This window comes from Klebsiella sp. DY2415, assembly GCF_026314315.1.
GTDB classification, from domain to species: domain Bacteria; phylum Pseudomonadota; class Gammaproteobacteria; order Enterobacterales; family Enterobacteriaceae; genus Klebsiella; species Klebsiella ornithinolytica.
Genome location: NZ_CP111115.1, coordinates 2,738,475 through 2,760,820, shown reverse-complemented (window position 1 = coordinate 2,760,820; position 22,346 = coordinate 2,738,475). Strand labels below are relative to the sequence as shown.

Here is a 22,346-nt window from a genome sequence, read left to right as displayed (position 1 = left end):
CCGACGTCACCTGAACGGACGGATCGCTGCCCGGGACGCTATGCAGGTGCGAAATTAACGCAGGAGAAATGGAATGAACTTACCGGTTGTTGCCGTTATTGGGCTCGGTGCCATGGGGCATGCTTTTGCCAGCAATTTGTTAAAAAAAGGCTTTACCGTTCATGGCTGGAACCGTTCCCCTGAGCGGGGTGAAGATTTGATGGCCAGCGGATTAATCCGTCACGCGACCCCGCAACAGGCCGCGGCGTCGGCGGAGGTGATTCTGTCGGTACTGACCGATGGTGAGGCGACTCTGAATGCGATCCGCGAAATGGCTCCGGTTTGCCAGCCAGATGCCGTTTTCTGCCAGATGGGGACGATTGGCGTGGAAGAAACACAGGAGGCCGTTGGCCTGCTGGCGTCGCTTCGTCCATCGATGGTCTATCTTGATGCTCCGGTGTCGGGAACCAAAAAACCGGCGGAAAATGCGCAAATTCTGGTGCTTGCCAGCGGGGATCGTCAGCGAGGCGCAAAGGCCGAGAGCGTCTTTGCCGCGATTGCGCGCGGCACACAATGGTTTGGTGATGCCGGCAACAGCCAGAAAATGAAGCTGGTACTGAACGCCTGGCTGATCACCATGATGGAAGGCGTCGCAGAAAGTACGCTACTGGCGGCGAAATTAGGTTTTACGCCAGAAGCGTTCTGGGGCGCGCTTGACGGTGGCCCGCTGGCGGCACCGTATGTGAAAGCCAAGCTGGAGATGATCGCGGCGAATGATTTTACTCCGCAGATGCAGCTCAGCCATGCGCTGAAAGATGCCCGGCTGGCGCTCGAAGCGGCGGAAGATACGCAGCTGCCGATTCTGGCCACCATCGCCGACTGTTGGGATGACGCCGCCGATGAGGGATATGCCGATCGAGACCTGGCATCGGTGTATGCCTGGCTGGCGGGACGGCCGACAACCGAGTAATAATGCCAAAAGAGCAGGGAGCCTACGTGAATTCTTGTGCATAATCGTACTGCGAAACATACAGAATTCACGTAGCGCACGCATTTTCCATTAAATCTTTATAAATCATAAGGTAATGCGCGGAATATTCCAGTTTTTGGGGATCGCTACGCCGACATCAGCGATATTCGCTGTAGTTGTGCCTGGGCGTGGAATATTACGTTTGTGTTCTGAGCGCCATTGCTGCGCTGTACCCGCAGGGTTTTGTGTTATTAAGCCAGACGAGGCTGACTGTTTGACAATGCTTAATACCTTACTTTTTAAAGCGATCGTGATTTTAATTCTCGTTATGTCGTGTTGGGACTTTTTAAGAAAAAGAGTGAATACAAAAGTCGCAGAACCTGAAGACAAAATTGCCGCAGCCAACGCCAGAGAGCGCCATCAATGGCGCTATGCCAGGTGGGGATGGAATTTAATACAGCTCGCGTGCTGCCTGTATTTCATTTTTTCCGCTATTCGTTTCATTTTGAGTTAGCGACAAGCTGCCGGACCAGTGGTTTGACTGGGTCACTAGCGTTCGGGACACCGGGAATTGCCTGCACTGACGGAGAAAACTGGAATGCGCCGGAGCCGGATTAACGCAGTGTCCGACAACGTGATGACTCAGCCAGGCCGTATTCAGCCAGACAGGACTGAGATAGTGCCCAATTCATCAGCTGGCAACTGAGGGTGAGCCGAATGGGTATTTATCCACATCCACAGACATTTGTGATTATGGTAGCAATCTGCGGTGGTGATGCTGAGTTGATGAAGCAGCAACAAGCAGCACGCGGTATGAAGATAATGTATCCCGAGCTGATGTATGAAAAAGGGCAGGAACTCAAGGCGGGCATCTATTGATATCTGGCATAGCATCAGGGCCGTATAACGTCAGGGTTCCTTAAATGCAATTTAACATAATATACATTATGCGAACCAATGATGTCAGCACAAAGCGTTATTGTCGTCTCAGCACAATTCACACGCGTCGTGTACGCTAAGCCTTCATTTTGCTCAGCACAGGACCGCGATCTTATGTTGGTGACTATGACAGACAAAGAACTTTACCGGCTTGGCATCATTCAGCGAGTATTTGACCGGGCTTTGCTTCAGCGCGACGCAGCAGACATACTTAAGCTCAGCGTTCGTCAGGTGCAGCGTCTTGTGCGCCTGTACCGGACAGATGGCGCAACCGCGTTTGCATCTTCCCGCCGTGGACGTCCTGCAAACAACCGGATCGATGAAGAAACACGCTGTAAAGCCCTGGATTTGATCCGGTGCCACTATTCAGATTTTGGCCCAACGCTCGCAACCGAAAAACTGGCTGAACGCCATCATATTCATCTCTCCGTTGAAACCGTCCGTAACTGGATGACAGCCGACGGTCTCTGGCGTCCTCATTCCCGCCGGCGAACCCGGGTTTACCAGCCACGCTATCGTCGCGACTGTCTCGGCGAACTGGTTCAGATCGATGGCTCTCACCATGACTGGTTCGAAAGCAGAGCCCCAAAATGCTGTCTTCTGGTCTTCATGGATGACGCCACCGGTCGCCTGATGCACCTGCGATTCTGTGATTCAGAAAACGCGTTTGACTACATGATGGCTACCCGGCAATACATTGATAAACATGGTAAACCTGTCGCATTTTACAGCGACAAGCATGCGGTGTTCAGGGTCAGCGGACCGGAAAGCCGACGTACCGGCACAACCCAGTTCGGACGGGCTCTCCGGGAACTGGCGATCGAATTGATTTGTGCCAACAGCAGCCAGGCAAAAGGTCGCGTGGAACGGGTAAATAAAACGCTCCAGGATCGCCTGATTAAAGAGATGCGCCTGCAGAACATCAGCTCGGTTGCTGAAGCCAATCAGTGGATTGAACATTTCATGTCCGATTTTAACCGTCGTTTCTCCCGGCCGGCAAAATACCCTAAAGATCTGCACCGTGTGGTCACACAGAGTCCACTGGAGCTGAATGATATCTTCGCCTGGCAGGAGCTGCGGACCTTATCGAAAGCACTGACTTTTCAGTATGATAAAGTGATGTATATCATTGAACCCACCGAACAAAATACGCGCATAGCAGGTGAAAAAATTACCGTTTATGATTACCCTGACGGAAGCATTGCTTTCCGGCATCAGCACCGGCCACTAGGTTATAAGATTTTCGATAAACTGACCTGCGTTGATCAGGGAGCTGTTGTCGATAACAAACGACTGGGTGCCGTTCTGAGGCTGGCACAGCAGAAACAGGACGAGCTGGAGGCTGAAGGAAAGCGAATGCGCAGTACAAAAATGCCCCGCAGGCGCGCTCAGGAGCGTGCACTGGAAGAGCTCAGGGCGATCAACCCGGTGCTGGCCAGTCCGCAGGATTTTATCCCCAGCCTGAAGCGATGAGCCCTTCCCTCACCTGCGGATCTGATATGGCCGACAGATGAGAGAAAAATGGACGACAACAAACCAGTGCTCCTGACACTGCACGAAGCGCTACGCCTGGATTTGATTGAAGCCTATATGGCGCGGGAAATTACGCTGGCAGAAGTGGCAGAGTCCATGGAGCTCACCCGTCGTCAGTGCTCCCGTCTGATTAAACGCTACCGCGAGCTGGGGCCAGCCGGTCTGGTCAGCCGGCGCCGTGGAAAGCCAGGCAATCATCAGTTAAACGCCACCATCAGAGACCAGACCCTGCAGCTTATTCGCTCACGCGGCCGGGGTATGAATCCGTCAGCCATCTGGCGAATACTGACCACAGAATACGGTGTCCGGATTTCAAAAGAGACCGTACGGAAACTAATGATAGCCGAGAAAGCCTGGCATCCGCGACCATCCTCCAAACCTGACTAAGATTAAAGAAGGCATTGCCCAGACTCTCCAAACGTCATCTCTGTCTGGTTTTCAGCACGACATTTCAACATTGGCTAGACAAATGATGTGGTAGCAAAGCTATAATGTCCTAAGCCGTAGATTCTTCACCATCGAGGGATTCCGATGCATTGTTCATGCAGCGGAGTTTTTCACTTTGGATGAAGTTAACCGACTCAAAATCATTCACGATGTTGTCGCCGGCGACTGACCACACAGATAGCCGCGCAGCGCCTTGGGTATCTTCGAGCGTCAGTGTCGCGACGTCTTCTTTCACGTTTCCGCGAACACAGCTAACCGTCGTCGGGGAAAAACCAGCAATAACCAGCTCCCGGCCGGTCTTGCCCGGTATGCACTCAACATAATCCGCGAACGCTATATCGACTTTGGGCCGACGCAGGCACGTGAAAAACTCGCGGAACTTGATGACCATCAGTCCACAGAAACTGTCCGGTCGCTTAGGGTTAAAGCCGGTCTCAGGGTTCCCCGCAAACAACGAGCTTGCCACTCATTATCAGACTCAACATTCTTTACCGTTTACCATTTTAACCAGTAGGAAGTTCCATTCGTTTCCCACAATCTCTGTTGCCGGCTGTATCAATAATGAAACATCATTTTCATACTTTTATCGGGAACAATAATGTCAGTGTATTGATAATCGAGGGCTCGAATCCAAACCTGGTGTAAAACTCCCTGACTTCATCATTCAAGGCATGGACGAGAAGCGCCCTTACACCGACCTGAACTGCGATATGTTCTGTACGGTAATATGAAAGGAGATGCTCAGGCAGCGTTCAGCGGCGACCCTGATTATGATGGCGGCTATCGTGGACTATTGCCATTGCTCAAAAAACTGGATCAGGCCAGGGTGAAAAAGATCAAAATTCATTTGGTGGGACACAGTGCCGGGTCAATCGTTTTGGGCAGGCTACTTACCACTTTCGGCCGTTTTGAGCTGAATACTCTCTGTATTGAGAGTATTCATTTGATGGCTCCAGCCTGCACCGTGGATTTTTTCAATGAACATTATCAGCCTCTGCTCACAGATAAAGGGAGTATAAAGCTAAACGATAAAATTTATCTGTATATGATGCAGGATGACCTGGAGTATAAGGATATTGTTGGCCTGCCATCTGTCCCATGGCCAAAATACCGCCACTCCCTGCTGTATCTGGTATCTCGTGCATTTGAGGAAAGAAAAAATATGCCATTAGCTGGAATGGAAATTTATAAATCTGGAATGCCGAAAGGAAATAATTTGATAATCTATCATTCGCAAAGCAACGAGACAAAATCAACCTCTCACGGGGGCTTTGATAACGATTTAAGCACCATGACTACTATACTGAAATGTATTAAAGGGGGGGCATTATCCCACCCTCCCAGGGAGGATGATATGACGGGATATTAATCCATCTATACGGATAAAACGTTAAGGTAGAGAGCGCCCGTTGTTATTCAAATCAGCGCATAACAACGGCCCTCTTAGACATTTTGATGGCAGGCTTCTCCTTCTCTAAAACGAACGCTTATGTCATTTTCGAAATATACGCTTTCTCACGACTATTTTATCTAAAGCTCCACTGTGCCGTAATGACAAATACTGACGGTATGATAATGCCAACATCCATCCCAAAATAAGATGTAAAATTATACTGGAACCCATGATAGATATAGGGAGAAAAACCGATTCCTGTCGCTTTCTTAAAATCATGGTATGAGCCATGATCGCCGCAATCACTGAAAGCATCAAAGAAAAACTCACCGACATAGCCATATATTCCCTTGAAAACCCAGCCATTATCCCACCCTACCCAATCCCTTCTTACGCCGGCAGCCAGGCATCTGTCATCAAAGCTGTTTTTCATTGTGCCGAGCACAAAACTATATTTTGAATCATCAGAGAATTTTCGCTCCACGGATATGAAGTTATTTTCAAAATTCTCAGTATACTGCCCGTGGTTATGGGTTAAATGATAAACATATGAGCCCGTATTGATTGAGTACAGGTTTATTTCATCCGCCGAACAATACCATGTAACCAAATACAAAATTCCGCACCACAACCATGTGGTATATCGTTTACGGCCATCCGGTTTATATCGCGCATTATCCATACACCCTCACCTTGACTAACGTACTGAAAATGATGACTGATTTTCTAATGAACCGCTGATTAAACAATTCTACTAAGCTTTGACAATATGCTAATTTAGCGCCAACGCTGACTCCGAAGCCGATAAGACCGCCGCCGGATGAACGCCATTTCTCTACCACCGCGCTAAATTGCTACCCGCCGACCAATTTCCACCACCTGATCGCCCGGCAAACGATAGTAATTGGTAATGTGGGTGCTGTTTCTCACCATAAACGCAAAACAGTTACGCTGCCACGCGACCATGCCATGCCCCTCGAGCGCGATGATCGTCTCGTGTCCCAGATACCAGGTGATCTCTTCTGGAACAAACGGAACCGCCAGTCCAGGGACGCCATGAAGAAGCTGCGGAATATGCGGTTGCTCCATAAAGCCATAATGCGCAACGCCCTGCAGATAACCCGGTGCCCGCTCGGTAAGCACCAGTCGCTTCCCCGCATCCACATAAGGGATGTTCTGTACTTCAATGGTCAATGAGATGACCTGCTGTTGCAGAGCGCGATTACGCGCGACGTGCCAGCGCATAACCGGCGGCACGCCATTCTGACTACGGGTTAAAAACACCGCAGTACCCGGTACGCGAGGAATCTTCAGCCGGTTGATTTTCTTGAAGAACTCGTCAACATCCATCACTTTCTCATTAATCGCGCGTGACGTGGCCTTCACGCCGCGGTTCCAGATAATCATAACGCCGCAAACCACGGCTGCCAGCATAAGCGGGATATAACCGCCCTCCATGACTTTGACCAGATTGGCAATCAGAAAACTGCTGTCGATCAGCAGAAAACTGATGGCAACCAGCGTACTGGCAAGCAGATTCCAGCCCCAGATTTGCCGCATAGCCATGAACAGCAGCCCGGAGGTCATCAGCATCGTCAACGACACTGCGATCCCATAGGCTGCGGCGAGGTTCTCTGATGATTTGAATGCAATCGCGAGACCGACGGTAACGATCATCAGCAGCCAGTTAATCGTGCCGATATAGATTTGCCCGTAGCTCTCCGCGGTGATTAGCGATCGTTTATAGCAGGGAACGGCTGAAATTTATATGTGCGCTCAATCTTCATGCGCCCGGTCAGGACAGGATGAACGCTTGTGGCGCCTATTCTGGATACAGAGTAATAAGACTCAGCTCTAAGCCGCGGAAAATCTACGTAGCATGGCGATTTAAATAAGCAGGTTCACCATATTTATCACGCATCCCCCTTCTCCTGCCGCCGATACCCTATCCGGATCTCCCTTCCCTGCGCTTTTCCATGCTAACGATATTGTTCCGATTCGATAGCCTCGCGGACCTGAAGCAGCGCCGCTCTTAAATGGGTGATATTCACCGAACCAAGCGCAATCCGGATAGCCTGAGGCACCGTTTGTGAGGTACAGAATGGTTCAGCCGCTGAAACGGCAATATTTTTATCCAGCAGATCTTTGACCACCCGGTCGGCCCTGGTCTCATCCGGCAGAGGAAGCCAGGCAAAATAGGAGCCCGGATGGGCGATATAAGCAATATCCCCGAGCGCTTCTCTCAACACGGATTGCCGCTGGCGCGCGTCCCGTCGCTTCAGCATTTCAAAACGGGCGACGCTCCCATCCTGTATCCAGTTGCATACCAGGGTCGTCATAATTGATGGCGTGTTCCAGCTCGTTGCGCGGACCGCTCTCTGCAGGGCTCCTCGGTAAGCGTCAGGACAGATAACCACGCCGACTCTCAGTCCGGTGGCCACATTTTTGGAAAATCCGTTGATGTAGAGAGTACGTTCCGGGGCAAAAACAGCGACCGGCGGAGGAGGACGATGAGCCAGATAGGCATACGCGGCATCTTCAATGATCACAAGGTCATGAGTGCGGGCAATGTCGGCCAATATTTTACGTTGTCGTTGGCTCAGCACCCAGCCCAGCGGGTTATGTAACGTGGGCATGGTATACACGGCGCGCACATCTCGTTTCTGGCAAAGTTGCTTCAAGGCGGCAAAGTCCGGACCATCGGACAGCGAAGGTATGGCGATAAGTTCGAGATGGTAGAGCGCGGCCAGGGCTTTAAAGCCGGGATAGGTCAGCGCGTCAACGGCCACCACATCGCCTGGTCTGAGTAGGCCCATCACCGCGACAGCCAGTCCATGCTGGGCGCCGTTGACGATAATCACATTCTCCGCTGATGGCTGAAAGCGGTGCCCGGCAAGATGTCCGGCGATGATCTCGCGTTCGCTAAGCCGGCCGGCATGAGGCTGATAGCGTAAATGTGATTCAATATCACCGGCGGCGGCCACCCGTCGCAGAGCATCACGTAGCGCATCGCCCTGCCCAGGTAATGTCGGATAGTTAAAGTTCAAATCAAGGACATCGCTGGCCACCGCGTGCTGATCGACGCCGTGACCAGGCGGCAGCGCAATCTCTCTGACGAACGTTCCCCGCCCGGTCTCACCGCTGACCAGCCCCATCGCTTCCAGCTCTGCATAGACCCGCGTCGCCGTTGCCAGAGAAATATGCTCCTTTGCCGAAAGATCCCGATGAGTCGGCAAACGCGTCCCCGACGCGATGTCACCGCGGCGAATCGACGCCGCAAACCGATCGACGATGGCTTTATAGCGGGCTTTCATCCAATGTATCCATGACAATAATTTGATTGTATCAGATGCCTGAGATTACCATCGGCTCACCAGATGCTCAAGATAATGAGTGTTCCCGCAACGTGAGGTCATAGTGGTAAATTCTACAGCATATAAAACGGCACCGGGTTCAGCTTCCGGCTGGCTAAATGGTTTGCTCGGCGTTGTGATATTCAGCGGGTCTTTACCTGCCACGCGGGTCGCCGTGGTCGATATAGACCCGTTTTTCCTGACCTTCCTGCGGGCAACGATTGCCGGGGCGTTGGCGATGATACTCATTTTTGGCTACCGGGAAAAACGCCCGCGTGCGGACCAACTTTTACCGCTGCTTGTGGTATCGCTCGGCGTGGTCGTCGGTTTTCCTTTACTGACCGCAATGGCGCTGCAGCACGTGACGTCGGCGCATTCCATCGTCTTTTTAGGGCTGCTGCCGCTGGCCACGGCGATTTTCGGTGTGATTCGAGGCGGCGAACGACCAACACCCATTTTCTGGCTCTTCTCTGGGATGGGGAGTCTGCTGGTCATGGGATTTGCGTTATCCCAGAACGCCGCCGTTTCGCTGACCGGGGATCTGCTGATGCTGGCCGCGGTGATGGTCTGCGGTCTGGGATACGCTGAAGGGGCAAAACTGACTCGCGTGTTGGGCGGCTGGCAGGTTATCAGCTGGGCGCTGATTATTTCCCTGCCCTTTATGCTGACAGCATCCATTCTGACCCTGCCGGCCTCTTTTAGCCAGATCTCTGCTTCCGCCTGGCTGGCGCTGGGTTATGTTTCACTCTTCAGCATGCTGATCGGCTTTATATTCTGGTACAAAGGGCTGGCGGCCGGTGGGATTGCCGCCGTCGGCCAGCTACAGCTGTTACAGCCATTCCTTGGGCTGACGCTATCGGCTACGCTCCTGCATGAAGTTGTCAGCCCGCTGATGATCCTGATCACCCTGGGCGTGATCTTATGCGTGATCGGCTCGCGAAAATTTGCCAGGTAACCTGCGGCCGGGATGATAAATAATCGCCGGTGGCCAGTCGGAAACCAATCGGCAAAGAGAAATCACCAGGCTTCTGGTTCCCGCAGCATATGGACAATATTGCAGGGGTTCATGATCCATCCCCCCTTAAACCCTTCCGGCAAGGGCTCAACCGCATCGCAGCGCACGACGCCGTGCTGTTCGATATGCTTTTCCGCGGCGTGAAAATCGGGGGTGAACAGCTCCAGCCAGACTTCCGCCTGACTGATGCCAGGCGCTTCATCGATCCACAGTCGGTTTGGGCCAAGGATGAAGCCGGTGGCAGGCGCTTTGTCCGTAATCTCCGGAAGCCTGAGCGTTTGTCGGTAGAAATCCAGCGTCTGTTGATACTGGTGCGGGGGAACCTTCATCGTAATATCAATTCCCCCTTTAATTTCAGTATTCATAAAGCTGACCTCATTTCGCGGGATGAACATCGCCCGGTTCTGCGCGCTTGTTGCCAGCGCCGGGAAAGTGGAATGAGTATAGCTTACCGACGGCGCCGGACTTTCCGCGCTACTCGCCTTTCACCACTCGCCGACGATGGCAATCCTGCGGCGCCAGCGTTTTGCCTTCAGCAGAACGCACCTCCAGCGGCATAACCACCTGGTTCGATGCCTTATCCAGCAGTACCGAATGCACCTCTCCGCGTTCAAACATATAGCGCTCCCCCCACTGCCGCATGGCCACCACGATAGGAAATGCGGCGCGACCGCGCTCGGTCAGCACGTACTCTTTATAAGCGCTCCCGTCTGAGGCCGGGCAGATCTCGAACACGCCCAGATTAACCAACTGTTTCAGGCGTGAGGCGAGAATGTTTTTTGCCAGGCCGAGATTCTTTTGGAATTCACTGAAGCGTCGGACATCGTCAAAGGCCTCACGAATGATCATCATGCACCAGCGTTCGCCGATTGCCTCCAGAGTCCTGGCGACAGGACATTCACCGTCGGTGAGTGATTGCTGCTTCGCCATACGGCCTCTCCTTCTTTCACTGGGCGAATTGTTCAGTCGCCAGAATAAACGCAAACAAAACTAGTTGCAAAAAAAAACTTCTACGTCTAATTATGAGTAATCTGGTTTTAAAAAGAAACCGCAATTGATACGGAAAAACACCATGAAGATAAAGCCAGGCCTGAAAGAAGAGACGGCGTTAACGTACTGCGTAGCAGAGTCGAATCGGGAAGAACAGCGGTTAACGCCCTGGCTCACCTGCCTGTTTTCACTGACGGCGGCGCTGGCCGTCGCCAATGTCTATTTTGCCCAGCCTTTGCTTGAATCAATGGCAACAAGCCTCAGCGTACAGTCCGCGACGGTCGGGTTGGTGGTGACTCTGACGCAGATCGGCTATGCGGTCGGTCTGCTGTTTATTGTGCCGCTCGGCGATCTTGTGAATCGCAAATATCTGGTTATTACCCAGCTGTTGCTACTGGCGACCGCGCTGACGGTCGCCGGGCTGTCACAACGCTGGTTTATGTTCCTCGACGCCATGGCGCTTGTCGGGATGATGGCGGTCGTTGTGCAGATCGTGGTGGCCTGTACCGCCGCGCTGGCCGCCCCTGCCGGGCGCGGTAAAGCGGTAGGGATGGTCACCAGCGGCGTGGTGCTGGGGATTCTCCTCGCCCGCTTAACTTCAGGGGTGATTGCCGATCTTGCCGGATGGCGCGCGGTATATCTCAGCGCAGCCAGCCTGATGCTGTTGCTGGCCGCGGTGCTTGCTCAGGCGATGCCGGCCGTCAGAAAAACGCCCATGGCTGGAAGCTATCTGGCGCTGATGACATCTGTTTTCCACCTGCTGATGACGGAACCGACGCTACGGGTCAGAGGCGTCTTTGCTCTGTTGATTTTCGCCGCCTTCAGCGTTTTGTGGACCGCCCTGGTCTTACCGCTCAGCGCTCAGGGACTTTCCCATACGCAGATCGGCTTATTTGGCCTGGCGGGCATCGCTGGCGCCCTGGCCGCGTCAAAGGCCGGACACTGGGCCGATCGCGGGGCAGCGCAGCGCGTCACCGGCGTCTCTTTGGCATTACTGCTCTTTGCCTGGGCCCCGATCGCCAGGGCCGAAACCTCCCTGCCGCTGCTGGTCATCGGGGTCATCATTCTCGATTTCGCCGTACAGGCGGTTCATGTCACTAACCAGAGTCTGATCTTTGCCGCACGGCCCGACGCACAAAGTCGCCTGGTCGGGGCATATATGTGCTTTTACTCTGTCGGCAGCGCGCTGGGGGCCGTGGTGGCGACACAATGTTATGCGCACTGGGGCTGGAATGCGGTCTGTCTGGCCGGTGCGGGCATCAGCGCGGCGGCGCTGTTTTTCTGGCTGGGGTTACAGAAAAGATCGCCTGTCCGCTAGGTGTGCGACTGGGTGGCCAGGGCGAGATAGGCGGCGACGGTGCGACCCGGTTCGGTTGCACGGCCGATAATCACCAGATTCGCCGCCACTTCCGGTGCGTTAAGGCTACGATAGACCAGGCCCGGGATGTTAACCTGCTGCAGCGGCGCCGGAATTAGCGCCAGCCCGAGGCCCGCCGCGGCAATCGCCAGCACGCTCAGAGTACTGCCAGAACGATGGGCAACATGGAACTGGCTGCCCAGCATTTGCCCCAGCACAAGGTAAAGCTGTTCATGATTATCGTGAGTATCATGCAGAACCAGAGGTTCTCCGGCGAGCATCTCCACCGTCAAACAGGCGTGAGCGGCCAGCGGATGATCGTCCGCCAGCGCGACCATCATCTTCCAGCGCCCCGCCTGATATACCGTGATGCCGGGTGAATGGGTGGTACTATTATCGGGTGTGTAGCCAACATCTATCTGCCCGGCAAGAATCGCCGCCACCTGCTGCTGCGGGCCGATCTCCTCAATCGTCACCTCCGCATCCGGGTAGCGTTTTCTGAACTGCCGCAGATCGCTCATCATTTTACCGCTGAAGATTGCATTGCCGGCAAATCCGACCCTTACACGCCCCGTTTCGCCGCGAAGAGAGCGCGCCACGGCCAGACGGGTATGCTCGACCTGGTCTAACGTCCGCTGGGCCTCTGCTTGCAGCAGTTTCCCGGCATCGGTGAGCTCAACGCGGCGGCTGGTGCGAATAAACAGCGCCCCGCCCAATTCCGCTTCCAGCGCTTTGATCTGCATGCTGAGTGCGGGTTGAACAATATTCAGCCGTTCGGCCGCGCGTCCGAAGTGCCCTTCCTCCGCCACGGCCAGAAAATAGCGCAAATGACGTAACTCCATACACCCCCCATTCATCATTTAAAATGATTATTCAGTCAGATCTATCTATTTGAGTTTAACCCTGCCGTTCCGCAAACTGAAGGCCGTCAACTAACAGGAGCTGAAGCTATGAACAATCGCCAACAAGACCGCCAACAACTCAACGATCTGGTGAATGGCTGGATGCATCGCGACCTCGGTGAATGGGCCGCGCTACGTCAGCTGTTTCATCCTGATGGCACGATCGAAATCACGTGGTTTGAAGGGCTGGCGAGCGATTTTGTCGACGGTTCCATGCGGATGGGCGCATCTGACCTACGCACCAAACACCTCATCGGCACACCTGTGATCACCTTCAATGCCAGCGGGAACAAGGCTATTCTTGAGACCAACGCCATGATCATCGCTGAAAACGTCAAACTCAATCTGGGCTGTGAATGCCATAACCGGTTCTACGATCTGGCAGAAAAAAGAGACGGCGTGTGGAAATTGTTTCACCGGCAGAGCATTTACGATATGGGTACCTTTACCTTCCCGCTCGGTCCGGTTGAAATTGACCCGTCGGTAGCGCTGGCTTACCCCCGCGAATACGCGGCTTTGGCCTATCTTCTGCAACAGAGTGGTTTTCCGCTGGGACGGATTTTTGCTACCCGCGGCAGCGAACTGGAAGCGAAGATGAAAGCCGGTGCGAAAAGCTGGCTGTTGGCCTAAGCACACAATCAACAATCCAGGTTCGATTTTTAGCACAAATCCGTGATATGTATAAAAAAGTATTTTTATAACCTCATTGATTTCTCGGCTTATCACCCTGGCTGCAGCCCGCCCTTCGCCTCAGGCTTAAGCGGAGGCGGGATGGCACGCAAACCAGATGACGTAAGCCCCCTACTTCAACAATGCAAAGGATCTCAAGATGATGACGCAAAGGGAACGCCTCGCCAGTGGCTACCTGTACACCGATATGGATGAGGGGATGCCGGAAGAGCGGCTTCGGGGTAAGATGCTGGCGTATGAATTTAATCATACGTCCCCCGCAGAACCCGAGAAACGCGTGGCGTTGATCCGCCAGATGATGGGCCGCGTCGGGAATAACGTCTGGATTGAACCGCCGCTGCACGTGGCCTACGGCAGTCAAATTAGTATCGGCGATAACTTCTACGCAAATTTTAATCTGGTGGTTGTCGATGATGGCAAAGTGATTATCGGCAATAATGTCATGATTGCCCCTAACGTCACCATCTCGACGACCGGACACCCGATTGACCCCGCGGTTCGCATTACCGGTCAGCAGTTTTCACAGACCGTCACCCTGGAAGACAATGTCTGGATCGGCAGCGGCGCTATCATTAACCCTGGCGTGACCATTGGCCGTAACAGCGTGATAGGCGCCGGAAGCGTGGTAACAAAAGATATTCCCGCCAACGTGGTGGCCGCCGGCGTTCCCTGCCGGGTGCTCAGACCGATCGGCGAACAGGATCGCCGGAACGCGCTGGCAGGTTTGCCGGTGATGGATGCGGAGTAAACCACTGGCAATCGTCGAGGCTTGATAACAGGAGCGAAAATGTCGCTTAATACGATGAGTGATGCCCGGGAAATTCTGCAATTCTGGTTTCATCAAACTCCGCCTGAACGCTGGTTTCGATCGGACGCGGGTTTTGATGAGCAGATTCGTCACCGCTTTTCTGATGTTCATCAGGCAGCCTTGCGCGGTGAGCTGGCCGAGTGGCGGGAGAGCAGCTCCGGTCGGCTGGCGGAAATCATCGTGCTCGATCAGTTTTCGCGCAATCTGTTTCGCAACAGCCCGCTTTCATTCGCTGCCGACGGTATGGCGCTGGCCCTGGCACAGGAATTGGTCAAACAACCTGACTTTGACCAACTTCCTGTTGAAAGACGCGATTTTGCCCTGCTGCCATTTATGCATTCGGAATCGCCGATAATTCATGCTGCTGCGCTCAGGCTCTATCAACGCTACGCGAGCACACGCTCACTCAGAGCAGAAACAGAGCACAAGCGGGTGATTGACCAGTTTGGCCGCTACCCGTATCGCAATCAGGCGCTCGGCAGAAGATCCACGCCGGAAGAGCGCCGCTGGCTTAATCAACAACGATAGCCCCGCCCGGACGACACACATTCATGGCGCTGGCGTTGTATGAACACTTACCCCACTGTATCCCCATCACGGCCATTCTGCGGTCTGAGTTTAACAAGCCAGATTATCGTTTTACAGGCAACCCATCTCGCTGGCTAAAGTCCCTTTCGTTGCTTTGATATGAGCCGAGACCTTCGCAGGCAGCGAGGACCAAATCGAGAGTTTTGGGTTTGTTTTACTCTCAATCAAGTCTACGGTGACCTGGTAATCGCAAAAATTAGCTGTTTTAGGCGTTGACTGATCCATCAGAAACGCTGCGTATTGTCCTTTATCAGGACTGACGCCAATAAAAATGATCTTCCAGTAGGCACTTGGAATTTCAACCGAAGGGTCCGCCGGTAAAGTGGCGATATGTCGTTCGAAAAGTGGTCCGGTGACTGAATAAACAGCCGTAACATCACTTCTGTTGGCCAGTTCTCGTTCTTTATCTTCTAACCTAACCCAGGCTCCCTGATTGAGGTCCGCCTTTTGTGGAGTAATATTCGACAGATAATTGAGTGATGGCCAGTCTGACGCGCCTCCTAACCCAGCCAACGGTGCCTGGTGTCCGCGGTCTACCTCAAGGAGCGTATTAGCATTTTGATAAGCATCCGGGGATAATGTATCAGCAGGTGGTAATGCGGGATCCCGCTTCCAGTCTCTCGGACGGCCGCTCGCCTGACTGGATTTTGTCATTTTATATGCCACCCAATTAGCAAACTTAGTATTGCTATTATTATTCAGGGTATAACTATCGCGAACTAATGTTTGATCACTGCCACCGCTCGGGCATCCAACTTCACAATTATCTGTTGTTACAGGAAATTGAGTCGAGGGTTGATAACTGGTAGTACAAGAAAATAATAAGAACACAAACCACAAGCATAAATATCTATAGTAAATACGCATCTTAACACCTCATAGCATTACGCTTGACCACGCCAATATTAAACGAAAGCGCTGCAATTTATTGCAGCGCTTTATTTAAAAAAACGTCATTCCAGACACAGGGCTTTTACTGTGCTGCCACTTTTAGCCGGCGTTTTCATATCATTCAACCACTGTTCCATGGTGGTTTTTTCTTGTTCCGCAAACAGATCTTTAACCCGTTCCCAGCTCGCACGGGAGAGACTATATAACGCCTGTTGCAATGAGTATTCAGACTTAAAGGAGATCACGCCTTTGCTTTGGGTCGACGAAATCTCAAATGTGCTGGCATATAGCGTGAAAATCACCTGGTCGTCGCCAGTTTGCAAAATGTTTTGCGTAAAGTTTGATGATTTCTGATCCTGGTTTGCATAGCTTAGCGCGGCTTTCGCTAACGAGGTTACGGAAGATTTAATCTTAGACTGGTCGCTTTGTGTAAGACCATCAAAAGCATCGACAAATGAGTTGATGAGCTCATCTGCGTTATGGCTTTGTTGTTTAATATTTTTTGTCTCTGCGCTTAGTAAACTCAGACACGGAACGTTGGCCACGTTCTGAGTAAACCTGGTGAAATAGACTTTATTCCCGGTACCATCAGGATCCAGCGCGTTATAACCTGATTGCACGCGACAGAGGTTTACAATGGTTTGCAGGCCATCAAACATAGTTTGCGGGGCTGACGATGTTGCATTAACAAGTTTACTTGCGTGAATATTACCATCAATATAATCCTGCGTTGCAGCGGCTATCGCAGGGTTCATAACAAGTATATCTTGTGAGTTAAACAAGAATATATGATCATGATTTACCGGGCTGGTAATGTAGTTAAACCAGGTCTGTGTTCTGTCTTTAATATCTTCCGAACTCATGGTTTATCTCCGAACAATATTAAACAGATGCAATCACTGTACCATTGCGAAGAGCAAAGCAAGTGATTGCCTTGTGGTTGATTACCTATTAAAAGACGATGATTTAACATCAAACTGGCAGTGTAAAAGAGAAACGAAAACGTGCATTGCTGGTTGCAATGATGATTGCGCCAGAATATCTGGCGGGCTGCAAATTTGATGTTTTACTAGCTTATATTCTGTCCGAATTTTATCCATCAAATATTCCATGCAATCTTCAAAATTATATGTCGAGGTTGCTTTAATGAGCGAAAAACAACGCGATGATTATTATGAAAATAATGTATGGAGTGGACAATAGACATTTGCACAGATGCGGATGGATATCTTAAAATATGTGTTTATTCGATCATTAAAACTGTGTAATTTTATTTTTAAGGATAATATTCTTTATTTAAACGAAACGACAGAAAACCAAATTTTCAGATGAAAAAAATGACACGTGCCGGCCACCGTCAGCTTGAGTGCGGGGAACAAAAAAATGCGCCCACAGGCGCACCGCTAACGCTTTGCAGATTGATTCTTCCCTGACCGTTGGTGTCACCCTGACACCGGCAAAGACCCTAATCATGGCGCTCGAGCAGCAGTAACCCGCTAGCGGTAAAGCGCCATTGAGCTCAAACACCGCCCCGCCGGCTTAGCGATAGTGGTGCTTGTCTAAGCCAAATTTCTTCATTCGCAGGTAGAGCTTTTTACGCGGGATCTGCAAATACTCTGAGACATCGTTGATCCGGCCCTGATGGATGTTCAGGGCCTCAATAATGATCTGCCGTTCATAATCCTCAACCCGCTGGTCTAGTTGCATCGGTTCAACCTGATGCAGCAGCGGATTGGGGATCTCGGCCAGCGGCATCACCCCGACGGCAAACAGCCTGGCGGCATTTGCCAGTTCGCGCACGTTGTTCGGCCAGTGGCGATTGACCAGCTTTTTAGCCAGCGCCGTCGGCAGTTCAGGTACCGGATGATTCAGCCGTAAGCAGGCCTGCTGTAGGTAGTGCAGAAACAGGGGCTCGATATCGTCGAGACGCTGTGCCAGCGGCGGGCAAAACTGCTGGGTCATGGCAAAACAGTAATAGAGATCGGGAACAACCAGGTTGTTGCCCACCAGGGTAATCAGCGGCTGAAGCCCCGTGGCAACCAGTCGACACGGCGGTTCATCCTGCGCTTGCTGATGGGCCAGTACCAGCTGCTGCGCCTGGCTCAGAAATTCGATATTACGCAGAACCAATGTGCCGCCCTGCGCCTGCTCACACCACGCCTGCAGCGGTGTCTCCTGGCCTTGCAGGATATCGCCGAAAATTATCGGCCGATCGCCGCGCGTGCTGAGGCGATGCAGGTAGCATGCCGCCAGCGTTCGCCCCGTTCCCCGTTCGCCATGAAAATAGACCGCGACATCCGTTTCGGCCAGCTGCTGAAGCGTTTGTCGCATCTGAATCACCCACTCGCTGCGGCCAATCAGGTTGTCTTCGAGCTGCTCTTTTTGCCACTGTCGCCGCATCACCTGCGACTGACGCTGGGCCAGCGCTTTATCGACCAGCTCTAACAGCTGTCCGGGATTAACCGGTTTTTGCAGAAAATCCCAGGCGCCTTGCTTTACCGCCTCAACCGCCATCGGGACATCGCCGTGGCCGGTAATTAATATCACCGGCAAATGCGGATCGTGTTTAAGCAGTATCTTCAGTAAATCGATACCGGAACAGTGCGGCATACACACATCGCTGAGCACAATGCCGGGCCACGCCTCGCTGACCAGATCCTGTACGCTTCGCGGATCGCCGCAGGCGTAAACCCGATGCCCGGCCTGGGTGAGCAGCTGGGTATAGGCATCGAGGACATCGCTATCATCGTCAATCAGCAATATGTTGTGGTGATCGGTCAGCATGACTTATTTCCGTAGCTAAAAATTGCAAAACAACACAGGCATGACGATCCAGCGTCGACGCCAGCCGTAGATGCCCTTCCATCTGTATCATTAACGATTCGCTGATCGACAGGCCGATACCCAGCCCCAGCTGCTTGCTGGTGACAAATGGCTTGAGGAGCGACCCCGCCAACGCCAGTGGCCAGCCGCCGCCATTATCCGCGATCATCACCGTCCAGCCTTCAGCCGTGCGCTCCCACGCCACGCTAATGCAGGGCGCCGTCTGGGCGGCATCCAGCGCATTGGTGAGCACATTTACCAGCACCTGCTGGATGCGCACCTCGTCACCGAGTACCCGTGGTTCATCAGGCGGCAGGTTCAGTACGCCGCACAGCGGTTTATGGCGCAACGCCAGCAGCTCCCAGGCGGCAACGAATGCCTGGCGCAGACTGACGGCGCGGGCGGGCGTATCCGCCTCCGCACGACGAGAGAACTGCCGCAGGTTGCGGATAATGGCGTCAATTCGGCCAATCAACCCTTCCGCCCTGACCAGGGTCTGGCTGGCGCTGGCCATCTGTTCATGCTTAATGGCGGTACGGGCGCTGTAGAGATACATCGACAGGGCGTTGAGCGGCTGATTGATTTCATGCGCCAGCGTTGTCATCGTCTGCCCGACAACCGCCAGCTTGGCCGCCTGAACCAGCTCATCCTGGGTCGTACGCAGATGGATATCGATCCTCTTGCGCTCAGCGATCTCCTGTTCCAGCAGCTGGCGTTGTTGATTAAGCTGTCCCAGGGTATGGCGCAGCAGTTTCCCGATGCGCCCCAGTTCATCTTCGCCATACACCGGAATAGCGGCGTTAACATCGCCCAGTCCGATACGCACCACCGCCTGATTCAGCTGGCTAAAGCGTTTAACCAGCCGCGAGCGGATAAAATAGTGGTTGAGCAAATATGCCAGCGCCAGCGCCAACAGCGTGGCAATCAGAATCAGACTGCCGCTGAACCACATGGTATGTTCCAGGCGCTGATTGAACGCGCGCATTTTACCGTGGCTGTCGCTGAGCTGGGACTCCAGCTGGGCGCGAAAACGCGCCAGCGTGCTCTCTTTGGCTTGCGTCACCTGCGCCAGCGCCTTTTGCGCTTCAATGTATTCCCGAATCGCGGCCGGCATTTTGTTTTCCGCGATGCCGGTGTCGAGCAGCTCATCGATGGTTTGCCGCAGGGTGATCGTGCTGGGATAGCCTTCCAGCAGATGCATATTGTCATCGGCGGTGTTTTTAAGGTAGGTCAGGTAGCGAATATGCCCTTCCACGTTACCGTCGCCCTCCGTGCTGGACTGCACCTCGCTGAGTCTGTCGCGCAGGTCGCTAATAATCTGGTTCTCAATGCGCGCCAGGGTGTAGACCTGCTGCTGTTCTCCCTGTACCGCCCGCAGATTGGCCTGCAGACGGTGAACGGCATGGCCCTGCTTCTCCTCCATCTGATCCAACAAGGCGCCCTGCTGCCAGCTGAAGTCCTGCACCAGGGAGTTCATCTCCGAGGTGAAGTCATCATGCAGCCAGTTAATACGCGCGGTGATTTCATTGACCTTTTCCCGTGCTATAAACATGTTGTAGAGCGAGCGATCGAGCCTGGCGAGCAGCTGCCGGCTGTCGCGAAGCGTCAGCTCAATTTGCTGGCGTTCCGGCCTATCAAGGCGCTGGCTTAACCTGTCGATGTCATCCAGATGTTGCAGGATCTGGTTACGTAATTGCAGGCGCGACGTGGTATTGGCCGCCAGTAAAAACTCATTAAGCTGATCGACCAGCGTATTCAGGCTATTTTCAATCAGGAACGAGGTCTGAATCCGCGGGAAATAGTCGTTGAGCGCATAGCGAATTTGTGAGCTCTGTTCGTGCCAGGAATAGAGGCTGACACCGCTGACGACGAGGGTCAGCAGCGCGCCGGTCAGGAACGCGCCGCGCAGACTGGCGCTGATAGTCAGATTTCTGATAAAGCCGGGCAACCTCATTTCAGGTTCTCCAGCTTGACGATCGCCTGCCGCTGTTGTTCCTGGAAAAAGAGCTGCCACTCCATCATGAGCTGTTCGGCCCGATCTTTATTATCCAGCTGTCGGAGATAATCCTCATCGCGACTCTGCTGCTCGCTGACCGGCATGGCGGTCAGCAACGCACGGACCTCCGGTAGCGGCGTCTTAAGCCGGGCTTCAGCATTGTGCAACGCCCGCCAGGCATCCTTCAGCTGCGACAGACGAAAGCTGATCGCGGTATCAAACAACTTTTGCACCAGACGCTGACGTTGCAGGATCAACTGATAATTGAGCGAGGGTTCGCTCAATAGCTGGCGCTGCCGCCGCGCGCGCGGCGTATTTCCCGGGTCGGGGATAATCGAGTATTTTCCGGTGTTGGTATCCGAGAGCGCCTGCTGGCCTTCCGGACTCAGCAAAAACTGAATAAAGCGCCGGGCATCCGCCGGGTACGGGTTATGACGAATCATCGCAACGTAGGTAGGTGATGCCGCCGAGTGCGGAAAATAGTGAAACGTCAGGTTGGGATCGTCGAGCAACAGATTGGCGTAGTTATCAATCACCGGGCCGACCGAACCTAAGCCGCTTTTGATTTTATCCGCCACGCCAAAACTGCGGCTGGAGATGGTGATCAGGTTTCCCGCCATGCTCAAAATAATTTCCCAACCGTGGTTCCAGCCCTCCTGTTGCAGCAGCGATTCCACCATCAGATGGTTAGTATCCGAACGCGAGGGGCTACTCATTAATAAGGTGCCCTGGTAGCGCGCCTGCATCAGATCGTCCCAGCTGCCGGGCAGCGGCAGATGGCGCTCGCTGAGATTACGCTGGTTAATGAGTAAACCAAAACCGGAGATGGCCACCGCAACCGCGGTACCGCGGATCGAAGCCGGAACCCGCTGCTGCGACTGGGCCGGCGCGTCCGGGTAGGCAGCCAGCCGCTGATGTTCCTGCAGGTGCTGCAGCAGCATGGGTGAGGAAGTCAGCACCAGATCGATATTCTCGCCTCCGGCGCCGTCCAGCAGTTGTTCCAGTGAGGCGCTGGTGCGATTCAGGGTACGGATGATCACCGATTGCGGCTGAGTCTGCCAGCGGCTGATGATATAGGCGGTCGCATCAGGTGAGAACGTGGTGGCTATCACCAGTTCATTCTTTTTGGCCTCAGCGCTAAAGACCATCAGCAAACTGAGAAAGAGCGCAATACCCCATCCGCGCTGTCGTTTATTTGACCACTTCGTCATGAAATACCCTTCCCGCTGAAATGGTTTTGTGATCGTTTTCATAAAACAAGAACCTGAATAAATAATATCTCGCTGAGGTTTGTGACAAAAAAGTTCATTGCCCGGCGCTTTGCTTAAAGCCGGGAAAATATCCACACTCAGCTTAATCTCGCAGAATAATAAACAGCCTAGCACCGCTATTAAAATCATACTGTTAACAAGGTCAAACTAACAAGAATGCAGGCCCTTTGCGCCGTTGCACCATATGCCCCCGGCCCGCATGAGTATTTCACAAAATGAGTGATGCCAGAAAAATATATTTGGGTCAAAAAAAGAACATCTGGATTTATATTTGAGTCACTTTTGACTCAAATAGTCTGAATTGTATTGTCGCTTTGTTTTCACCACAATCGATAGCGTACTGACAACCGCTTAATTGAATTATCCCGATATTCACCACCGCCAATAAAATACAGGTACGG

The 22,346-nt window shown here is 52.9% G+C and carries 22 protein-coding genes and 2 pseudogenes; 11 read left to right on the top strand and 13 right to left on the bottom strand.

The annotated features are described in order from the left end of the window. The first annotated feature begins 73 nt into the window (after positions 1-73). Positions 74-949: an NAD(P)-dependent oxidoreductase gene (locus OQV00_RS13080; RefSeq protein ID WP_015584329.1), complete on the top strand. Its 876-nt coding sequence runs from the start codon at positions 74-76 to the stop codon at positions 947-949. 105 nt (positions 950-1,054) lie between these two features. On the opposite strand, the gene OQV00_RS13075 is transcribed toward OQV00_RS13080, so the two are convergent. Continuing rightward, entirely contained in the window at positions 1,055-1,354 is a 300-nt protein-coding gene (locus OQV00_RS13075) for a hypothetical protein (RefSeq protein WP_155117244.1), read from the bottom strand. A gap of 312 nt (positions 1,355-1,666) precedes the next feature. On the opposite strand from OQV00_RS13075, the gene OQV00_RS13070 reads away from it, so the two are divergent. The 4 genes and pseudogenes from OQV00_RS13070 to OQV00_RS13055 form a co-directional block, all read left to right on the top strand. After that, the gene (locus OQV00_RS13070) at positions 1,667-1,828 is read left to right on the top strand and encodes a hypothetical protein (protein ID WP_155075028.1); all 162 of its coding nucleotides are present in this window, start codon (positions 1,667-1,669) and stop codon (positions 1,826-1,828) included. Positions 1,829-2,014: 186 nt separating this feature from the next. Further along, positions 2,015-3,361, top strand: a complete 1,347-nt coding sequence (locus OQV00_RS13065) for an ISNCY family transposase (RefSeq protein ID WP_204112107.1) — start codon at positions 2,015-2,017, stop codon at positions 3,359-3,361. Positions 3,362-3,409: 48 nt separating this feature from the next. Beyond that, entirely contained in the window at positions 3,410-3,808 is a 399-nt protein-coding gene (locus tag OQV00_RS13060; RefSeq protein ID WP_154949064.1) for a helix-turn-helix domain-containing protein, read from the top strand. Between the two features lie 148 nt (positions 3,809-3,956). Continuing rightward, positions 3,957-4,328, top strand: a pseudogene (locus OQV00_RS13055) (ISNCY family transposase); the annotation flags it as partial. A gap of 115 nt (positions 4,329-4,443) precedes the next feature. Here OQV00_RS13055 and OQV00_RS27150 read toward each other — a convergent pair. Beyond that, positions 4,444-4,593, bottom strand: a pseudogene (locus OQV00_RS27150) (GNAT family N-acetyltransferase); the annotation flags it as partial. 2 nt (positions 4,594-4,595) lie between these two features. Between OQV00_RS27150 and OQV00_RS13050 the strand changes: the two are divergent. After that, positions 4,596-5,237, top strand: coding sequence for a hypothetical protein (locus tag OQV00_RS13050; RefSeq protein WP_266280572.1), 642 nt, complete (start codon positions 4,596-4,598; stop codon positions 5,235-5,237). Between the two features lie 157 nt (positions 5,238-5,394). Here the strand turns inward: OQV00_RS13050 and OQV00_RS13045 are convergent, their stop codons facing one another. The 3 genes from OQV00_RS13045 to OQV00_RS13035 form a co-directional block, all read right to left on the bottom strand. After that, positions 5,395-5,943, bottom strand: coding sequence for a hypothetical protein (locus OQV00_RS13045; RefSeq protein ID WP_004862054.1), 549 nt, complete (start codon positions 5,941-5,943; stop codon positions 5,395-5,397). A gap of 164 nt (positions 5,944-6,107) precedes the next feature. Beyond that, a complete protein-coding gene (locus OQV00_RS13040) occupies positions 6,108-6,953 on the bottom strand; it encodes a KUP/HAK/KT family potassium transporter (RefSeq protein ID WP_416309820.1) in 846 nt (281 codons plus the stop codon). Positions 6,954-7,240: 287 nt separating this feature from the next. After that, positions 7,241-8,575 carry an aminotransferase-like domain-containing protein gene (locus OQV00_RS13035; RefSeq protein WP_100663662.1) on the bottom strand — a complete coding sequence of 445 codons (1,335 nt, stop codon included), beginning with the start codon at positions 8,573-8,575 and terminating at the stop codon, positions 7,241-7,243. Positions 8,576-8,678: 103 nt separating this feature from the next. On the opposite strand from OQV00_RS13035, the gene OQV00_RS13030 reads away from it, so the two are divergent. Beyond that, the gene (locus OQV00_RS13030) at positions 8,679-9,569 is read left to right on the top strand and encodes a DMT family transporter (RefSeq protein WP_044351621.1); all 891 of its coding nucleotides are present in this window, start codon (positions 8,679-8,681) and stop codon (positions 9,567-9,569) included. A 62-nt stretch (positions 9,570-9,631) separates the two neighbouring features. On the opposite strand, the gene OQV00_RS13025 is transcribed toward OQV00_RS13030, so the two are convergent. Both OQV00_RS13025 and OQV00_RS13020 read right to left on the bottom strand, forming a co-directional pair. Continuing rightward, the gene (locus tag OQV00_RS13025) at positions 9,632-9,994 is read right to left on the bottom strand and encodes a hypothetical protein (protein ID WP_266280566.1); all 363 of its coding nucleotides are present in this window, start codon (positions 9,992-9,994) and stop codon (positions 9,632-9,634) included. A gap of 109 nt (positions 9,995-10,103) precedes the next feature. Continuing rightward, on the bottom strand, positions 10,104-10,559 hold the full coding sequence (locus OQV00_RS13020) for a winged helix-turn-helix transcriptional regulator (protein ID WP_004862084.1): 456 nt from the start codon (positions 10,557-10,559) through the stop codon (positions 10,104-10,106). A 142-nt stretch (positions 10,560-10,701) separates the two neighbouring features. Between OQV00_RS13020 and OQV00_RS13015 the strand changes: the two genes are divergently transcribed. Next, positions 10,702-11,937, top strand: coding sequence for an MFS transporter (locus tag OQV00_RS13015; RefSeq protein WP_266280563.1), 1,236 nt, complete (start codon positions 10,702-10,704; stop codon positions 11,935-11,937). Here the strand turns inward: OQV00_RS13015 and OQV00_RS13010 are convergent. After that, entirely contained in the window at positions 11,934-12,818 is an 885-nt protein-coding gene (locus OQV00_RS13010) for a LysR substrate-binding domain-containing protein (protein WP_015584316.1), read from the bottom strand. The two genes, OQV00_RS13015 and OQV00_RS13010, sit on opposite strands and share 4 nt — an antisense overlap. Positions 12,819-12,926: 108 nt before the next feature. On the opposite strand from OQV00_RS13010, the gene OQV00_RS13005 reads away from it, so the two are divergent. From OQV00_RS13005 to OQV00_RS12995, 3 genes are all read left to right on the top strand, one after another. Next, a complete protein-coding gene (locus OQV00_RS13005; protein WP_152292824.1) occupies positions 12,927-13,508 on the top strand; it encodes a nuclear transport factor 2 family protein in 582 nt (193 codons plus the stop codon). 199 nt (positions 13,509-13,707) lie between these two features. Next, entirely contained in the window at positions 13,708-14,316 is a 609-nt protein-coding gene (locus OQV00_RS13000) for a maltose acetyltransferase domain-containing protein (RefSeq protein WP_004862093.1), read from the top strand. Positions 14,317-14,355: 39 nt separating this feature from the next. Continuing rightward, positions 14,356-14,904, top strand: coding sequence for a DUF924 family protein (locus OQV00_RS12995; protein WP_077266760.1), 549 nt, complete (start codon positions 14,356-14,358; stop codon positions 14,902-14,904). A gap of 111 nt (positions 14,905-15,015) precedes the next feature. Here the strand turns inward: OQV00_RS12995 and OQV00_RS12990 are convergent, their stop codons facing one another. The 5 genes from OQV00_RS12990 to OQV00_RS12970 form a co-directional block, all read right to left on the bottom strand. Beyond that, positions 15,016-15,831, bottom strand: coding sequence for a DNA/RNA non-specific endonuclease (locus tag OQV00_RS12990; protein WP_044023526.1), 816 nt, complete (start codon positions 15,829-15,831; stop codon positions 15,016-15,018). Between the two features lie 86 nt (positions 15,832-15,917). Beyond that, a complete protein-coding gene (locus OQV00_RS12985) occupies positions 15,918-16,718 on the bottom strand; it encodes a hypothetical protein (RefSeq protein WP_004862099.1) in 801 nt (266 codons plus the stop codon). Positions 16,719-17,394: 676 nt separating this feature from the next. After that, complete coding sequence (pgtA, locus tag OQV00_RS12980) at positions 17,395-18,639, bottom strand: two-component system response regulator PgtA (RefSeq protein ID WP_004862101.1); 1,245 nt, start codon at positions 18,637-18,639, stop codon at positions 17,395-17,397. Next, positions 18,605-20,632 carry a two-component system sensor histidine kinase PgtB gene (pgtB, locus tag OQV00_RS12975; protein ID WP_004862103.1) on the bottom strand — a complete coding sequence of 676 codons (2,028 nt, stop codon included), beginning with the start codon at positions 20,630-20,632 and terminating at the stop codon, positions 18,605-18,607. Before pgtB ends, pgtA begins: the two co-directional genes overlap by 35 nt. Next, positions 20,629-21,885 (bottom strand): ABC transporter substrate-binding protein, encoded by a 1,257-nt coding sequence (locus tag OQV00_RS12970; RefSeq protein WP_369974008.1) that lies wholly within the window; start codon positions 21,883-21,885, stop codon positions 20,629-20,631. The genes pgtB and OQV00_RS12970 overlap by 4 nt, the downstream gene beginning before the upstream one ends. Positions 21,886-22,346 lie beyond the last annotated feature (461 nt).

Coding starts and splice junctions, on each gene's coding strand:
- OQV00_RS13070 (WP_155075028.1), top strand. CDS start 1,667: ATGGGTATTTATCCACATCCACAGACATTTGTGATTATGGTAGCAATC.
- pgtB (WP_004862103.1), bottom strand. CDS start 20,632: ATGAGGTTGCCCGGCTTTATCAGAAATCTGACTATCAGCGCCAGTCTG.
- OQV00_RS13025 (WP_266280566.1), bottom strand. CDS start 9,994: ATGAATACTGAAATTAAAGGGGGAATTGATATTACGATGAAGGTTCCC.
- OQV00_RS12995 (WP_077266760.1), top strand. CDS start 14,356: ATGTCGCTTAATACGATGAGTGATGCCCGGGAAATTCTGCAATTCTGG.
- OQV00_RS13035 (WP_100663662.1), bottom strand. CDS start 8,575: ATGAAAGCCCGCTATAAAGCCATCGTCGATCGGTTTGCGGCGTCGATT.
- OQV00_RS12985 (WP_004862099.1), bottom strand. CDS start 16,718: ATGAGTTCGGAAGATATTAAAGACAGAACACAGACCTGGTTTAACTAC.
- OQV00_RS13065 (WP_204112107.1), top strand. CDS start 2,015: ATGACAGACAAAGAACTTTACCGGCTTGGCATCATTCAGCGAGTATTT.
- OQV00_RS13015 (WP_266280563.1), top strand. CDS start 10,702: ATGAAGATAAAGCCAGGCCTGAAAGAAGAGACGGCGTTAACGTACTGC.
- pgtA (WP_004862101.1), bottom strand. CDS start 18,639: ATGCTGACCGATCACCACAACATATTGCTGATTGACGATGATAGCGAT.
- OQV00_RS13005 (WP_152292824.1), top strand. CDS start 12,927: ATGAACAATCGCCAACAAGACCGCCAACAACTCAACGATCTGGTGAAT.
- OQV00_RS12990 (WP_044023526.1), bottom strand. CDS start 15,831: ATGCGTATTTACTATAGATATTTATGCTTGTGGTTTGTGTTCTTATTA.
- OQV00_RS13060 (WP_154949064.1), top strand. CDS start 3,410: ATGGACGACAACAAACCAGTGCTCCTGACACTGCACGAAGCGCTACGC.
- OQV00_RS13050 (WP_266280572.1), top strand. CDS start 4,596: ATGAAAGGAGATGCTCAGGCAGCGTTCAGCGGCGACCCTGATTATGAT.
- OQV00_RS13080 (WP_015584329.1), top strand. CDS start 74: ATGAACTTACCGGTTGTTGCCGTTATTGGGCTCGGTGCCATGGGGCAT.
- OQV00_RS13045 (WP_004862054.1), bottom strand. CDS start 5,943: ATGGATAATGCGCGATATAAACCGGATGGCCGTAAACGATATACCACA.
- OQV00_RS13010 (WP_015584316.1), bottom strand. CDS start 12,818: ATGGAGTTACGTCATTTGCGCTATTTTCTGGCCGTGGCGGAGGAAGGG.
- OQV00_RS13000 (WP_004862093.1), top strand. CDS start 13,708: ATGATGACGCAAAGGGAACGCCTCGCCAGTGGCTACCTGTACACCGAT.
- OQV00_RS12970 (WP_369974008.1), bottom strand. CDS start 21,885: ATGACGAAGTGGTCAAATAAACGACAGCGCGGATGGGGTATTGCGCTC.
- OQV00_RS13020 (WP_004862084.1), bottom strand. CDS start 10,559: ATGGCGAAGCAGCAATCACTCACCGACGGTGAATGTCCTGTCGCCAGG.